This window comes from Halothiobacillus sp. (assembly GCF_027346185.1).
Lineage (GTDB): Bacteria > Pseudomonadota > Gammaproteobacteria > Halothiobacillales > Halothiobacillaceae > Halothiobacillus.
The window spans coordinates 1-16,476 of record NZ_DAIESY010000116.1; the positions used below are offsets into that span (position 1 = coordinate 1).

The 16,476-nt window shown below is 54.9% G+C and carries 11 protein-coding genes, 1 tRNA gene and 1 pseudogene; 11 read left to right on the forward strand and 2 right to left on the reverse strand.

What is annotated here, in order from left to right; translation table 11 throughout:
- Both pyrD and M7R55_RS08270 read left to right on the forward strand, forming a co-directional pair.
- Window positions 1–584 (forward strand): dihydroorotate dehydrogenase (quinone) (pyrD, locus tag M7R55_RS08265; protein ID WP_298219938.1); only part of this gene is annotated, 584 nt, incomplete at its 5' end.
- A 49-nt stretch (window positions 585–633) separates the two neighbouring features.
- Complete coding sequence (locus tag M7R55_RS08270) at window positions 634–2,277, forward strand: transglycosylase domain-containing protein (protein WP_298219939.1); 1,644 nt, start codon at window positions 634–636, stop codon at window positions 2,275–2,277.
- 346 nt (window positions 2,278–2,623) lie between these two features.
- Here the strand turns inward: M7R55_RS08270 and M7R55_RS08275 are convergent, their stop codons facing one another.
- Entirely contained in the window at window positions 2,624–4,078 is a 1,455-nt protein-coding gene (locus M7R55_RS08275; protein ID WP_298219940.1) for a deoxyribodipyrimidine photo-lyase, read from the reverse strand.
- Window positions 4,079–4,564: 486 nt separating this feature from the next.
- On the opposite strand from M7R55_RS08275, the pseudogene M7R55_RS08280 reads away from it, so the two are divergent.
- The 9 genes and pseudogenes from M7R55_RS08280 to M7R55_RS08320 all read left to right on the forward strand — a co-directional run bounded on the left by M7R55_RS08280 (window position 4,565) and on the right by M7R55_RS08320 (window position 16,161).
- A pseudogene (locus M7R55_RS08280) lies at window positions 4,565–5,625 on the forward strand (PDDEXK nuclease domain-containing protein).
- Complete coding sequence (locus tag M7R55_RS08285; RefSeq protein WP_298219941.1) at window positions 5,622–6,428, forward strand: AbiJ-NTD4 domain-containing protein; 807 nt, start codon at window positions 5,622–5,624, stop codon at window positions 6,426–6,428. Before M7R55_RS08280 ends, M7R55_RS08285 begins: the two are co-directional and overlap by 4 nt.
- Before the next feature lie 112 nt (window positions 6,429–6,540).
- Window positions 6,541–8,652, forward strand: a complete 2,112-nt coding sequence (locus M7R55_RS08290) for a DEAD/DEAH box helicase (protein WP_298219942.1) — start codon at window positions 6,541–6,543, stop codon at window positions 8,650–8,652.
- Complete coding sequence (locus tag M7R55_RS08295) at window positions 8,645–9,823, forward strand: GIY-YIG nuclease family protein (protein WP_298219943.1); 1,179 nt, start codon at window positions 8,645–8,647, stop codon at window positions 9,821–9,823. Before M7R55_RS08290 ends, M7R55_RS08295 begins: the two co-directional genes overlap by 8 nt.
- A gap of 97 nt (window positions 9,824–9,920) precedes the next feature.
- On the forward strand, window positions 9,921–11,873 hold the full coding sequence (gene qatA / locus M7R55_RS08300) for a Qat anti-phage system ATPase QatA (RefSeq protein WP_298219944.1): 1,953 nt from the start codon (window positions 9,921–9,923) through the stop codon (window positions 11,871–11,873).
- On the forward strand, window positions 11,873–12,760 hold the full coding sequence (gene qatB, locus M7R55_RS08305) for a Qat anti-phage system associated protein QatB (RefSeq protein ID WP_298219945.1): 888 nt from the start codon (window positions 11,873–11,875) through the stop codon (window positions 12,758–12,760). The genes qatA and qatB overlap by 1 nt, the downstream gene beginning before the upstream one ends.
- A complete protein-coding gene (gene qatC, locus M7R55_RS08310; RefSeq protein ID WP_298219946.1) occupies window positions 12,757–14,130 on the forward strand; it encodes a Qat anti-phage system QueC-like protein QatC in 1,374 nt (457 codons plus the stop codon). The genes qatB and qatC overlap by 4 nt, the downstream gene beginning before the upstream one ends.
- Window positions 14,131–14,137: 7 nt before the next feature.
- Window positions 14,138–14,938: a Qat anti-phage system TatD family nuclease QatD gene (qatD, locus tag M7R55_RS08315; RefSeq protein ID WP_298219947.1), complete on the forward strand. Its 801-nt coding sequence runs from the start codon at window positions 14,138–14,140 to the stop codon at window positions 14,936–14,938.
- A gap of 17 nt (window positions 14,939–14,955) precedes the next feature.
- Window positions 14,956–16,161 carry a TIR domain-containing protein gene (locus M7R55_RS08320; RefSeq protein WP_298219948.1) on the forward strand — a complete coding sequence of 402 codons (1,206 nt, stop codon included), beginning with the start codon at window positions 14,956–14,958 and terminating at the stop codon, window positions 16,159–16,161.
- 152 nt (window positions 16,162–16,313) lie between these two features.
- Here M7R55_RS08320 and M7R55_RS08325 read toward each other — a convergent pair.
- Window positions 16,314–16,404 (reverse strand) — tRNA-Ser (locus tag M7R55_RS08325).
- Window positions 16,405–16,476 lie beyond the last annotated feature (72 nt).

Genomic DNA, 16,476 nt, shown 5'->3' on the forward strand with positions numbered 1-16,476 from the left:
CGACGCCCATTCAGAACGCCGCCGAAGATTACCAAACAGCGCTTAGCGCCGTCTATCCACACGCAAGCTACATCACCATCAACATCTCTTCCCCCAACACCAGTCACTTGCGCGAACTGCAAGCGGGCGACGCCATCGGTCAACTGCTCGCCGGTCTGAAAGCCACACAAACCCGTCTGGCCGACCAGCATGGCCGTTATGTGCCGTTAGCCATCAAAATTGCTCCCGACCTGGATGACAACGCCATCCGGCACTTGGCCGACCAACTGCGCCTGCACCGCATGGATGCCGTCATCGCCACCAATACCACACTGTCCCGAACCGGGGTCGAACACCTGCCCCATGCCGAAGAAACCGGCGGACTGTCCGGCGCGCCATTGACTGCACTCTCCACCCACGTCATCCGGCAACTGGCACAGGCACTGGCTGGAGAATTACCCATCATCGGCGCAGGCGGCATTTTGAACGCCCGCGATGCCCAGGAAAAACAGGCAGCTGGCGCGCAACTGGTTCAACTCTACACCGGTCTTATTTACCGAGGTTCCAGCTTGATAAAGGAATGTTCGGACGCCCTTGCAGGCTAGCAGCCTGTCAAAAAACGTCGCGCGCGCAGCCAGGATGAAATGGAACAGGATGAATCAGCGATTCTTTTTACGATGGTTCTTTTTACGATGGATCTTCCTCATCGCCGCCTTCTGGTACACTGCGGCATACGCTGCCACGCCACCCGATTTCGATGTGATCCGCACCGGACACCCTTCATCATGGGCTGTTCTGCGCGATCACGACAACCGGTTTCTGCAAGCCATTCGCCTGCTGCCCGACCAAAACCGTCTCGCTTGGGTGCCGCTTGCCCAGCTCTCGCTCGCCATGCAAAAAGCCGTCCTGATATCGGAAGATCATCGCTTTTATGCGCATCACGGCGTAGACTGGCAAGCCGTTCTCGGCGCCACTTGGGAAAATCTGCGCTACAGCACCCATCGCGGCGCATCCACCCTCAGCATGCAACTGGTCGGACTGCTCGACCCTGACCTGCGCCGCCATCAGGGTGGACGCACTCTCGACCAGAAATGGCGGCAAATTCATGCCGCCTCCGCACTGGAAAAACACTGGAACAAAGCGCAGATTCTGGAAGCGTACCTGAATCTGGCTCCCCTGCGCGCCGGACTGACCGGCATCCACGCAGCAGCGCAAGGGCTGTTTGCCACCTCACCCGATCAGCTCGACACAGCACAATCCGCCATTCTGGCCGCCCTGTTGCGCGGACCAAACGCCAAACCCGACACGGTTATCTGGCGCGCCTGTCACCTGGCGCAACGCATGGGCGAACCATCCGCCACCTGCCATCGCATCCGCATACTGGTGACGCAACATCTCAGCACGCCGCCAACACTATTCCCTGCCGGGATCGCCAATGACGCCGCCCATGCCCTCCTGCACCAACCCGGCGAGACTCTCACCAGCAGCCTCGATATACGGCTACAACAAACAGCGCATCGCATGGTCTATCAAATGACGCATCGCAACACGACATCCTTACCCAACCAAAGCGGCGCCGTCATCATACTCGACAATGCCAGCGGCAAAATTCTCGCCTACGCCAGCCAATACCCCAGCACCATGCCATCCCCGTTTGAACAACCCATTACCGTCACCGCACTGGCGCAACCACTACTTTACGCATTCGCCCTCAATACCGGCACCTCCACGGCAGACGCCGTTGAAAACGACGCGCCATTAGCCTTCATCAGCGCCCCGCTGGCGCCAGCGCCCGACAATCCAATCGATTTCGACACCGCACTTGCCAACGCACAATATCCGGCGGCATGGCGCATCTGGCAACAAATCGACCAAACGGGCTGGAAAAATTTCCTGCAATCACTCAACCTGCAAACCAGCAATACCTCCACTCCCGCCGTCACCGGCAACCTGATCAACCTTGCCAATGCCTGGCAAATGTTGGCCAACCACGGCACCCGCCAAACCGCCAGCTTTTATCCCGATGACACACACCAATCCCAACCGATACTACCCCCCGATATCACCAACCGCGTCACCTCTGCGCTGGCACAACCCCGCATGGTAGCTGGCGTCTGGATAAATTCACGCGCTCCAATGGCATGGCTTGCCGAACAAGACATCTGCCAGACAGAGATTGCCGGTTACACCAACCAGATCACCTTGCTGTTTTTCCGCCAATCCACCACCTGTATTTACGCGCGCTCGCATATTACTGACATGAGGGCATGGTTCCACTATTTCGATGGCGGAAATTGATACAGAAGCGGCCCAAGGGTAACCCCCTGCAAAAAGATAATTGCCGTCAACCACAAGCTTTCCGTCAGTCGTCAGGTCAGACTGTTTGGAATCAGCGGAAGCAGCCGTTTACTATGCACCCCGTCCGGTTTGCAAGGATGAGCTGACACCGATGCGGCGCATGGACGAACTGCATCTGGAATACCCATTTACGGGATCACGCCAGTTGCGGGATACATTGGTTCGTGAGCATTTCGTCACTGGCCGTACGCGTGTGCGTACATTGATGAAGCGTAAAACCCGGCAGGGATTCCACTTGAAATCGCTGAAAATTGTTCAAACAAACCGAACCACTTCTCACCTCAGCTCACTCCTGGTTAATACTTTTCATACTTTCCAACGCATTCAATGCACGGGTACGACTACTGGCCAGATCAACAATGGGATATGGATAGTTTTCACCCAGTCGAACATCTGCCGCACGCAATGCGTTTGGATTGGCAAGCCACGGCGCGAATAAATCTTTACCGTTCAAGCGTGCAAGCTCTGGCAACCATGTTCGAATAAACACACCATCACTGTCATATTTCTCAGCCTGTAACACAGGATTAAATATACGAAAATACGGCGCAGCATCGGCACCTGAACCTGCCGTCCATTGCCAACCCGCAGTGTTTGATCCCAAGTCCGCATCGACCAAGGTATCCATAAACCACGCCGCACCATGTCGCCAATCAATCAGCAAATTTTTAGTCAAAAATGAAGCCACGATCATTCTGGCGCGATTATGCATCCACCCCGTTTGCCACAAGCAGCGCATCGCCGCATCCACCACAGGAATACCCGTCTGACCACGTTGCCAAGCGCGCAAATCATCCGGGGCATGGCGCCAAGGAAATGCTTCAAAACGCGTATCCAAGGCTTGTGTGACCGTGTATGGGAAATGGTACAACAGATATTGCGCGAATTCACGCCAACCTAATTCACGCACATACGATGCAACACCCGAAGGCGCCAGGACGCAACCATAATATTGCGTAATGGCGGCCAGTGCTTGACGCGGTGAAATCTCCCCAAAATGCAAATGCGGGGATAACTTCGAGACACCTTCACCCGCCAGCATATCGCGTGCGTCTGAATACGCCGCCATCTTCGGCATGAATTGTGTCAAACACCGTTGCGCGCCCAATTCACCGGGTGTCCAAACAAAACCTTTATCCCAAGGAATGCGTGGCTGATACCCCAACTCACGAATCGACAAACTGGGAATATCGTCGTTCACTTTAGTCAGATGCGTCGGTGCTGGCAATACATCCATATCCAGCCCTGCCGCAACAATGGCTTTCCAATAAGGGGTAAACACCTTATAAGGCTTGGCTTGTTGCGTCATAATTTGCCACGCCTCGTGCAAGACATTACCCGGAAACGATTTGACCACCACACCCTCAGCGCGTAGCGCTGCTTTAATGCGTGTATCTTCCGCCATGGCAGCAGGTTGCAAGCGTCGATTCCACATCACCGTTCCCGCATTCGTTTCTGTAATCAGTGCACGCAATACGTCCAACGCCTCGCCACGACGCACAATGAGGCGGCCACCCAAGGCACAGATTGACTGCGACAATGCCTCCAGACTGCGATGTCGCCACCAACGGGCAGCCGCACCTTCCGCATCGATTTGACGATCAGATGCAATATAAATCAAAATGGCTGCGCCTTGTTTCAAGGCTGCATGCAACGCAGGGTGATCTGTCAAGCGCAAGTCATCACGGAACCAGACCACACTCAACGCTGATTCAGCGCACACGCCATCTTTACGCGCCATTTCTCCGTCCTCCGCACTACCCATTAATCCATACAGAGCTGATGCACTGTCCGACAAAAACGCCCGTGAAAACTGTAATGAAGTTAATCAGCGCTTCCATAACGTGGAATGCAACCGCAAACAATTATAAAGCCGACGATATAATCCACGATGTCCTTGATTGCCTCCATTTGATACGCATAATCCCTTTTGCCAGACTCGCCAACTCGTGCGTTTCAATCAAAGGCGCACAATCAAACTCCGTGTAAAGACGAGAAAAAAGTAAAATATCTTCATTTTTGATACAAACATTTTTAAACTCCATCCCTGACCCTCGTATGTATATGATGCCTCGAATAGTATACTGCTACAGTCATTGGAAAACAGTAATGCGTGCCAGCACGAGATTATTCATAGGAAAAATTGGTTGCGTAAGAAAAATCAACAACAGATGAAAATGACAGCGACGACCAAGCCCGACAAGAAGACAATCAAGAGAAAAAACGCATGAGCAATACGCCTGTCAGCCTGACTTCACCACCCGTTGGCTATGCCGACTGGCTGGCCGATCTCAAAGCGCGCATTCACACCGCACAGCAGCGTGCCACGCTGGCGGTCAACCGTGAGCTAGTGCTGCTGTATTGGCAAATTGGGCGCGACATTTTGACGCGACAGGCTGAGCAAGGCTGGGGGGCGAAAGTAATCGAGCGACTGGCGCAGGATTTGCACGCCGCCTTTCCCGAGATGAAGGGATTTTCCCGCGCCAACCTGATGTACATGCGGGCTTTTGCCGAGGCATGGCCGGATGCAGCAATTGTCCAACAGGCTGTTGGACAATTGCCCTGGGGGCACAACCTGGTGTTACTCACCCGCCTGAAAGATTCGCACCAGCGCTTGGCCTATGCCCAGAGCGCCATCACGCACGGCTGGTCGCGCAATGTGCTGAACATCCATATCGAAACCCGTTTGCTGGAACGCACAGGCAAGGCCGTCACCAACTTCGAAACCCGCTTGCCCAAACCACAGTCCGATCTTGCCCGCGAGTCATTGAAAGACCCGTACCGCCTGGACTTTCTCGGACTCGGCCGCGAGACAGGCGAGCGCGAAATCGAAAACGCCTTGGTAAAGCATGTCACCGAATTTCTGCTGGAGTTGGGCGCGGGCTTTGCCTTTGTCGGGCAGCAGGTGCTGCTGGATGTCGGTGGTGACGATTTTTTCATCGACCTGTGTTCTATCACCTGAAATTGCGCTGCTACGTGGTGATCGAACTCAAGAGCGGAAAATTCAAACCCGAACACTTGGGCCAGCTTGGATTTTATCTGACCGCCGTGGATCGCCAGATCAAAAACGAACATGACAACCCCACCATTGGCCTCCTACTATGCAAAAGCAAAAACAAAATCGTGGCCGAATATGCTCTGGGCGATAAGACCCAACCTATGGGCATTGCCGAATACAAACTGCTCGAATCCCTACCAGCCGAACTGCAAACCAGCCTGCCCAGTATCGAACAAATTGAGCGCGAACTGGCAGGCGATACCGGCACCACAGGAGACATGCTGGAATGAAATTCAGTCAACGCCAGGGCATTACCCCATTACCCGCTAATCTCAGGCCCGAATCCATGCCTGATGAACTGCGGAATGTGTTGTGGAATGATTTTCTAGTATGGTTTTCGAGTCAATCCGACATATTGAGATTACTACAGGCAGTTTGGCATACATACTGGAACAAACCCGTCGACGAGATCCCGATCTATCCTGGCTATCCCGAAAATGATTATACTAATGCTGTAGAAATAATTCGCCAGTATTTTTTTAAAGCAAAGTGGCACGAAGTATATGATTTTTTGGAGTTCTTTATTGAAACGGATTATACAGGACAAGAGCTTGGTAAAAGTGTGAATAAAGATCTTGCTATAAAATTAGCAGCTTATCGTGTAATCAATCAGCAGATCGTTCCCATTACAAATGAGCATGAAATTTCCGCATTGGAGGAAGTGCTGGCCAACAAGGATAAATTTTCACATGCAGCATCCCATATTGCGACCGCGATTAGCCACCTCAGCAACAAACAGAACCCTGATTATCGAAATTCTATTAAAGAATCCATTTCAGCAGTTGAGTCAGTTGCAAAGATAATTTGTGATGATGACCAAGCCACTCTGGCACAAGCCCTGTTAAAACTTAAAAACTCCAGTAAGTTGCACGGTGCATTAAGCGACGGATATACAAAACTTTATGCATATACCAGTGACGCCAATGGAATCCGTCATGCATTAATGAATGAGCCGAATTTGACCATAGACGATGCAAAGTATTTTTTGATTATATGCACCGCATTTGTAAATTATCTAAAAGCGCTGGCATGACACGATCCATCAAAACAGCATCATCATGCCATGCACGCAAAAATACAAACCAACACATGCCAATTTTGCAACACTTAAAATATCAAAATCGGATGGAAACGGATGGAAACGGATGAAAACGGATAACAACCCAACCAACACCTTCACCGTGCCAGCGGTTTCCATCGCCACTGCACGCACCGGGGCATCGAGCAAGGCCAATGCGCTGGGCATGCGCACCATGCAGGAACGCGCCTACGCCAAACGCGGCGAGCAGTATTTACTGATCAAGTCGCCTCCAGCCTCCGGCAAATCGCGCGCGCTGATGTTCATTGCGCTGGACAAGCTCAACAACCAGGGTTTGCAACAAGCCATCATCGTGGTTCCGGAACGCTCTATCGGTGGCAGTTTTGCTGATGAACCCTTGAGCCAGTACGGTTTTTACTGGGACTGGTCAGTACAACCCCAATGGAATCTGTGCGATGCCCCCGGCGTGGACGAGCCGCGTGTGGCAAAATCCAAGGTGGATGCCGTGCGACGCTTTCTGGCGAGCGCGGATCAAACCTTGGTTTGTACCCACGCCACGTTCCGCTTTGCTGTGGAAGAACTGGGCATTGAAGCGTTTGACAACCGCCTGATTGCCATTGATGAATTTCACCATGTTTCCAGCAACCCGGACAACAAGCTGGGCAGCCAACTGGGTGATTTCATTGCCCGCGACAAGGTGCACATGGTGGCCATGACCGGTTCATACTTCCGTGGCGACAGCGTGGCCGTGCTGACATCTGCCGACGAAGCCCGGTTTGAAACGGTGACGTACACCTACTACGAACAGCTCAATGGTTACCAGTGGCTCAAATCGCTGGACATTGGTTACTTCTTTTATACCGGGCGTTATGTGGATGCTGTGCCCAAGGTACTGAACCCGGCGCTGAAAACCATCATCCACATCCCCAGTGTCAATTCGCGTGAAAGCCTGCAAGACAAGGAACGCGAGGTCAACGACATCATGACCGCGCTGGGCAACTGGCAGGGCATTGACCCCGTAACCGGCTTTCACTTGCTGCAAACCCATGACAACCGCATCCTCAAAGTGGCTGACCTAGTGGATGACAGCGATCAGGGCAGACGATCACGCATTCTGGCTGCGCTCAAAGACCCCGCACAGAAAAACAACCGCGACCATGTGGACATCATCATTGCGTTGGGCATGGCCAAGGAAGGCTTCGACTGGATCTGGTGCGAACATGCGCTCACCATCGGCTACCGCAGCAGCCTGACCGAAATCGTGCAAATCATTGGCCGCGCCACCCGTGACGCCAACGGCAAAGAACGCGCGCGCTTCACCAACCTGATTGCCGAGCCCACCGCCGAACAAGCCGCCGTGGCTGAAGCGGTCAACGACATGCTCAAAGCCATTTCCGCCAGCCTGCTCATGGAACAAGTGCTGGCACCACGATATGAATTCACCCCGAAAGACACCGGGCCGAAAGAAGGCTTTGATTATGGCCCGGAAGGCTACCAAGTTGGCAAAACCAATGTCGGCGTCAATGAAGCCACCGGGCAATATCATGTTGAAGTGAATGGTATTGGTACGCCACAAACCCCGGAAGCCACCCGCATTTGCCGCGAAGACCTGAATGAAGTGGTCACCAGCTTTTTGCAGGACAAAACCGTGCTGGAACGCGGCTTGTTTGATCAGGAAAACACCTTCCCGGAAGAATTGACCCAGATACGCATGGGCAAAATCGTGCGCGAACGCTACCCGGAACTGAGCCCAGTCGATCAGGAGACCGTGCGCCAGCATGTCATTGCTGCCATGAACATCACCCAGCAAGCCAAGCTGAAGCTGGCGGAAGCCGATGCCAACGGCAGCAATGCGGCACAAGGCAACACCTCATTGCTGGAAGGCGTGCGCAAATTCGTCAATGTGCGCGACTTGGACATCGACCTGATTGACCGCATCAACCCGTTTGAAGCCGCCTATGCCGTGCTGGCCAAAACCATGGACGAAAAAACCCTGCGCCAAGTGCAAGACAGCATTGCCACCAAAAAAATCGCCATCCCGGAAGACGAAGCACGCGAACTCGCCCAACGTGCCTTGCTGTTCAAAAAAGAACGCGGCCGCCTGCCCGACATCAACGCCGCTGACCCATGGGAGAAACGCATGGCCGAAGGCGTTGCCGCATTTGCACGTTTCCGGGCAAAAGCCAAAGCCGCGCAAGGAGAAGTCAACAATGGATGATGATGAACTGCTGGAAGCCTTGGGCATCGACATCACACCAGTCAAATCAGCGACTCATACCCCGCGCGAAGAACGCATCATCGCCGGGTTTGAAGATATCCTGCGTTTTTGGCAAACACAGGGCCGCATTCCCCAACACGGAAACGACAAGGATATCTTTGAACGCATGTACGCCGTGCGTCTGGAACAGATACGCAAACTGCCCGAAGCCGCCACCTTGTTGGCTGAACTGGATACACCCGGCCTGCTGGCAGGCACCGCGCAGACGATCAATCCGGCAGAACTGGACGAAGACTCCCTACTGGCCGAACTGGGGGTGGATGCCAAAGACAGTGAAGAAAACAGCATCACCGTTTTAAAGTACGTGCGCTCTGTAGCCGAAAAACGCGCCGCAGAAGAAATTGCCGACCGTAACCCATGCAAGGATTTTGAGCAATACAAGGCCCGATTCCAGCAAGCCGAACAGGAACTGCATAGCGGCATCCGCAAAGCCGTGCGTTTCGGTAAGGATACCAGCATACAAGTCGGCAATTTCTTCATCGTCGGCGGCCAGATTGCCCTGGTGGCAGAAATGGGTGAAGACTTTACCGCGCCGAATGGGGAAAGCGATGCCCGCATGCGCGTCATCTACGCCAACGGCACCGAAAGCAACCTGTTACGGCGATCACTGCAACGTGCATTGTACAAAGATGAAAATGGCCGACGCCTGACCGACACGGACTTGGGGCCCCTGTTCGCTAGCGAAGTCGAACCCGAGGACATTGAAAGCGGCACCATCTACGTCCTGCGCAGCTTGTCCACCCACCCATTCATCACCGAACACCGCGAACTGATCCACAAAATCGGCGTCACCGGCGGCAAAGTCGAAACCCGCATCTCGGGCGCGGAACACGACCCTACCTACCTCATGGCCGGCGTGGAAATCGTCGCCACCTGGAAACTGCACAACATCAACCGAACCAAACTCGAACACCTATTTCATCGCCTGTTTGCCGCAGCACAGATCGACATCAGCATTGAAGACCGGTTTGGGCAGGAAGTGAAGCCAAGGGAGTGGTTTTTGGTGCCGTTGCAGGTGATTGATGAAGCGGTCAACCTAATAACGAATAATGAATTAGAGAATACTGTCTTTAATCCGGAAACGGCAAGAATTGAGAGTACTAATAAATAGTATTTCTTACTAGATCAACCAGAAGTTAATATATGAAATAGATTTGCAACCTACAATTTACTAGTGCCAATTTGATTTTATATAAAGAAGAGATTCAATGATTCTTGCTGACAACGAAACAAAGGTTGATCTGCTGAATAACGAGGCCATCGCCACCACGATCATCGGGCTGCTTCGCGCAAAGCCCGAACATCCCGTAACGATCGGGGTACACGGAGATTGGGGTGCAGGCAAGTCCAGCGTGCTCGAAATGATCGATGCGGGTTTCGCCAACTTTGACGATGTCCTGTGCCTCAAGTTCAACGGTTGGCGATTCCAGGGGTTCGAGGACGCGAAGATCGCCCTGATCGAAGGCATCGTTACGGGGCTTGTCGAAAAGAGACCTGCGCTGAGCAAGGCCGCTGGTGCAGTCAAAGACGTCTTCAAGCGGATCGACTGGCTGAAGGTCGCGAAGAACGCGGGTGGCTTGGCATTGACAGCCTTCACGGGCATCCCAACGCCTGATCAGATCGGCGCGATTGTGGGCGGTCTCGAAGGGATACTGTCAAACCCTGGTCAGCTCGCGACCAAGGATAACCTCAGTTCCGCGATCGAGGGGGTGAAGGCTGTATTGAAGCCGTCAGAATCCAAAAACGTCCCCGAGGAAGTCGAGGCATTTCGTAAGGCTTTCGACAACTTGTTGAAGGAAGCAGGCGTTGATCAGCTTGTGGTGCTTATCGATGACCTTGATCGGTGCTTGCCAGATACGGCGATCGAGACGCTCGAAGCGATACGGCTGTTCGTATTCACGGCCCGTACCGCATTTGTGGTGGCCGCTGATGAGGCCATGATCGAGTATGCGGTGCGCAAGCACTTTCCGGACTTGCCGGACACCACGGGTCCGCGCGACTATGCTCGCAACTATCTTGAGAAGCTGATCCAGATTCCTTTTCGCATTCCGGCCTTGGGCGAGACGGAGACTCGCATCTATGTCACCCTTCTTCTGGCAGGGGCCGAGTTGGGTGAAGAAGATCCCGGATACGGTGAACTGATCAAGGCTGCGCGAACACGACTGAAACGACCGTGGGAGAGTGCACCGCTGGACGCTGCGGCAGTAAGTGCTGCGCTTGGTCAGAATGCCAACAAGGCACACAACGCTCTGATCCTGAGTGATCAGATCGGTCCGATTTTGGCCAGCGGCGCCAAAGGCAACCCGCGGCAGATCAAGCGATTCCTTAACACGCTGTTGCTGCGGCAGAAGATGGCTGAGGCTCGTGGTTTTGGCGAGGAAATCAAGCTGCCAGTGCTGGCGAAATTGATGCTCGCTGAGCGGTTTCTACCCAGTCTGTTCGATCAGATCGCTACTGTTGCGGTGACAGATTCGAAGGGGCACTGCGCGGATCTGGTGATGTTGGAAAAGGTCGACACGCCCGAGAGCTCCAGATCACCCGAGAAGACCAAGCGGGCGGATGCGACAGAGGCCAAAAGTGGCGCGGTGCAAACCAAATCAGAGAGCGCGTTACTCGCGGAATGGAAGTCGTCAGAGGCCATCCTTGCTTGGGCTCGGGTGCTGCCTCCCGTGGCGGACATCGATCTACGACCGTACCTGTTCGCGACCAAGGACAAGAAGGACTACTTCGGGCCAGCTTCGGTGCTTGGTCATTTGGCGGCGGTCGCGGAGAAATTGCTTGGTCCCAAGATCTCCGTCCAGGGATTGGAGTCCGAGCTGAAGCAACTTGCTCAACCGGAAGCGGCGAAGCTGTTTGAAGCTGTCCGGGCCAAGATCGTGAGCGGGGACAGCTTTGACACGCAACCTGCCGGGGTAGACGGCATTGTTGTGCTGGTGAGGGCGCAACCGAGCCTGCAGGGAAGCCTGGTTGATTTTCTGCAAGCGCTACCAACCGGTCGATGTGGTCCTTGGGTGGTCAGTGGCTGGCAAGGGGCACTCAAGGACGCTGATGCGCAGGCGCGAATGGCTCAGTTGGTCGTCGGGTGGGCAACGCAGTCCGACAACAAGATGCTAAGGGCCGCTGCCGAGGCTGCGAATAAGACACAAAAGGGAGGCAGATAGTGGGAACCTCAACAGCATACGACGGACCGGGAGGAGGCACGCCGCTCGTTCCATCATGGCTCGGTTCGGACGATGATGCGGGCGGGCCGGCCCCATCCGCTATTCCACCCACAGGGGCACCAGCAGATGATCCGGCCAGTCCCGCGCCACTGCCACCGGCGCCGCCAGTTCGACCGGCTATTCCGACGCCGGCAGACAGTAGTCGGTTCACCGCGCCGCGCAGCAATTTCACCCGCTTCGCGCACTCTGGTGGCGGCGATCGTGCGAGCTTAGGGCGCGCGGTCTCAGGGTATGTATCCAAGTCCTCGGGTGGGGCGCGGCAGGCGGCTCAGCGCATGGGCGCCTCGCGTGGCTCCGGCGCCCGGCTGCTCGGCTTCCTAGCGGACGTACAGGCGCGCGGCGCAACCGAGGCGTTGCGCTCTTTGGATCTCGAAGGGCTGGCGGGCCGCCCGATCGATGAAGTATTCATGGGGTTGGCCGACTACATCTGCCCGAACGCGGGTACGGTCGACGAAGGTATTGCAAGGGAGGCGTTCATCGAAACGATTGTGGACCTGAGTACGTTGGGCGTGACCGACCTCGATACGCTCAGCTCTGACCAGATGCAAACGGTTTTCGAGTTGTACGCAACCCACGCAATCGAAGCCCGACTGTGCAATGACATCGGTACCAAGCTGGTCACCGCGCCGGCCGACCCGCAGGTAGCGCTGCGTGTTCAGAGCCAGCTGCGCGACTTCATCCGCAATGGCGTTAGTGATGCTTTGACGGCCGCGCGTGCTGAAACACCAAATCTCACGCAGGACCGCGTGCACGCATTTGTCGACACGGTTTATGAACGTGCCTTTGGCATCTTGCAAGCACTCGGAGACGCGGAGGCAGACCAATGAATCGACACCTTCTTGTGGGCCGGTATGGTCCCGACGATCAAATTTCAATTCCCGGTGCGTCCGATGAACAGGTGACTGACCTGCAACTCGTGGCCGGCGAAAAATCGCTTGACCACGGCATTGGCGGGGCGCTGACCAGTTTGAAGGCTCTGGGAGTGCACCCCACAGAGATCGGGTTGGACTTGCTAGTGCTTGCCGCGCACGTGCATGCTGCCGACACGCGCATCTCCAGGGCTGAACAGTCACAAGATTCTTGGACGCGCGAAATCCGTCTTGTCGTGCCCGTGAGCGACCCCAATCGGTGGAATGGTGCCGCGCAGACGGTGAAGCGAACGTTGGATTTTCTGACAGGGGATCGCTGGACGATTGGCTTTCGTCAACGTCCCGAACGTTTCGCTGAAATCATCACACCACCAGCAACGCTGTTGCCCCCGGTCTTTGATGCGGTCAGCCTCTTCTCTGGCGGCTTGGATAGCCTGATTGGAGCCATCGACCTCTTGGAAGAGGGTCGCACACCATTGCTAGTAAGCCATGCGGGAGAAGGCGCGACCAGCGATGCTCAGAATGTGCTCTTCACCGCACTGAAAAAGCACTTCAGCGCAGCTGCCTTTGATCGCCTCAGAGTTTGGATGCTCTTTCCGGCTGACCTGGTTCAAGGCGTGAGTTCCGAGAACTCAACGCGCGGGCGTTCGTTCCTGTTTTTCGCACTCGGCGTATTCGCCGGAACCGGGCTTGAGACGGATTTCGTGCTCCGCGTGCCGGAGAACGGGCTGATCGCATTGAACGTCCCCTTGGACCCGCTGCGCCTCGGCTCGAACAGCACTCGGACCACACATCCGTACTACATCGCGCGGTGGAATGACCTCTTGAGCCACCTCGGCATATCCGGTCGTGTCGAGAACCCGTACTGGGCCAAGACCAAGGGCGAGATGGCTTCGGCCTGCGCGAACCCTGCGCTGCTGAAGGCACTCGCTCCACATGCGCTATCGTGCGCTCACGCTGCGAATGCTCGCCACCTTGGTATCAAGGGCCGCGGCATCGAACAGTGCGGGTACTGTTTGCCGTGCCTGATTCGTCGTGCCGCGTTGGATGCTGCCTGGGGGCGTGGCAATGACACGACCCCATACACCTTGCCGGACCTGCGAGCCCACCCGCTGGGCACGCGCGAATCCAACGGACAACAGGTGAGGTCATTTCAGTTTGCGATAGAGCGCCTCCGCGCGGCACCGCACTTGGCAAAATTGCTGATCCATAAGCCCGGGTCGCTCGCCGATGAGGCCTTGCGACTCGATCAACTTGCCGCCGTGTACCAGCGTGGTCTTGCTGAAGTCGCCCAGCTGATAGAGGGCGTGGAAACGACGTCAGGATAAGTTACGGATGAGTACAAGCAACGGTCTCGTGGACCTTCACTGCCACCTTGATCTCTACCCGGATCATCAGGCTGCAGTGATGGATGCAGAAGAAGCGGGCGTGTTCACCCTGGCGGTGACCACGACGCCGCGAGCTTGGCCGCGCAACCACGAACTGGCTCAACGCACCAAGTACGTTCGGGCGGCGCTCGGACTGCATCCGCAGCTAGTTGCGGAGCGGGCTTCCGAGATTGAACTGTGGGATAGGTACCTGTCGGAGACGCGCTATGTTGGAGAGGTCGGCCTCGATGCTGGCCCGCGCTTCTATAAGTCCTTGGATCTGCAGAAGCAGGTTTTTCAACACATTCTTCAGCGTTGCGCCGAATCGGGGGACAAAGTCATCACCATTCATAGCGTTCGGGCGGTGAAGGCGGTACTTGACCATGTCGAATCGTTCTTGCCGCAATCCAGAGGCAAGGTCGTGTTACATTGGTTCACAGGCAGTAAAGCAGAGGCACAGCGGGCTCTCGAACTCGGGTGCTACTTCTCGATTAACGCGGCCATGCTGGGAAGTGAGCGGCATGCATCGATGACTGCGATCATTCCGCTTGACAGGCTGTTGACTGAAACCGACGGTCCGTTCACAAAGACGGGTGAGCGCCCTTCCAGGCCTGCCGATGTGGGGGTAGTGGTCGAAGCGCTTGGTCGGCTACATGGAATGGCGGCATCAGCGGTTGCCGCAACGATACGGGCGAATCTTCGCGCTTTGCTCGAACCGAATGGCGGGCCGAAGAACGATTTAGTGCTCCCGCCAAAGGCGGTCAATTAATAAGGGAGATTGTCGAAGTGCCAAAAAAATTTCATGTTGCCTTGTCCTTTGCCGGCGAAGATCGTGTGTATGTCGATGCCGTGGCCAGGGCGTTGCAAGCCGAAGGCATCGATGTCTTTTACGACAAGTTCGAGGAAGTCGATTTGTGGGGAAAGGATCTGTACACGCACCTGAGCGATGTCTACCAGAACCGAGCTGTCTTCACTGTCATGTTCGTCTCCGACGCGTACCGCAAGAAGTTGTGGACGAACCATGAGCGCAAGAGCGCCCAAGCTCGGGCATTCACCGAAAGCCGCGAATACATCCTGCCGGCCTTTTTTGATGAGAGCGTTGAAGTGCCCGGTCTCTTGAAGACAACAGGACACATTGCTCTTGCAGGTCGTTCGCCCGCTGCCCTGGCCGAACTCATCATCAAGAAGCTACGAAAGGCCGGTGTACGCTTGAAACAGGCCTTTTCGTACTCGGACGAGGCCAAGGCGGATGTGGACTTCCCGCTAAAGAACGGAAACAAAATCGCCGATCTCATTAAGGCGATGAAGATCTACAACTGGTATCAGCAGAATCCGGCCGTCGTGGCCGTACTAGAACTCGATTGGAGCAAGGTCAGTGCTGACGAAGCCTTTGTGCTGGGTCGCAATCTATATCAATGCGCATGTGGAAACGAGAATCGGGCGGTCGCGTTCTTGGACAAGCTGCGTCAGGAGTTGGCTTCCATTCCAATCGAGCGGGCGCTCGATATGTTGAACGGAATGTTCTTCGAGGTCTACTTCAATGCTGCTGGCGAGTTCCGCTCCGGCAAGATCAAGGGACGGTGTTTGGAGAAGTTGCTGGCTATTCAAACTGTGAAGAAGTACGAGCCCGCAATGCTATTCATCCAACGGACGCTTGAACCGTATCGTGACGAGCTTCCTTTTGTTCCTTCCACCGCACCTCAGGAAGTGGTCGTGAAGTTGAGCGTTAAGCGGAGTGCTCCACCTCTCGTTAAGGCGCTGACGATTGGGGAACGCAGTCTGCTGAGTGAGGACAAGGACAACGATAGCCCAGACGCGCGAGTATGGCGTTTGTCATCCATGGACTTTACGGTCGAGAAACTGAAGAAGCAACTTGCCAACGAGTGGAGCATTCCTATCGGCTGGCTCACGATTTTGCCAGATCGGGATCTAGATCCGAATCTAAAACTTAAGCTTCCAGAAGGCGTAAGCATTCGATGGCCGACACGTTAAGATTTCCAATTTACAAAAATTACCCGCAGTTACCACAAATTCCAGCAACCACTTTTTGCCACAATCTTGCCACACTTAATTGTGGCAAAGCTGTTATTTACGGTTATTTGTGGTGCCTTGCAGTAGTGCGCAGTAACAGTAACTCATTGATTTGGCGGAGAGAGGGGGATTCGAACCCCCGTCAGGATATTATCCTGAACACGCTTTCCAGGCGTGCGACTTAAACCACTCATCCATCTCTCCGGGCAGCCGCGCATTCTAAAGGAGCGCCGGACGTTAGGCAAACCGGCGCGGCCCGCCGCGAGGCTCAGTGCG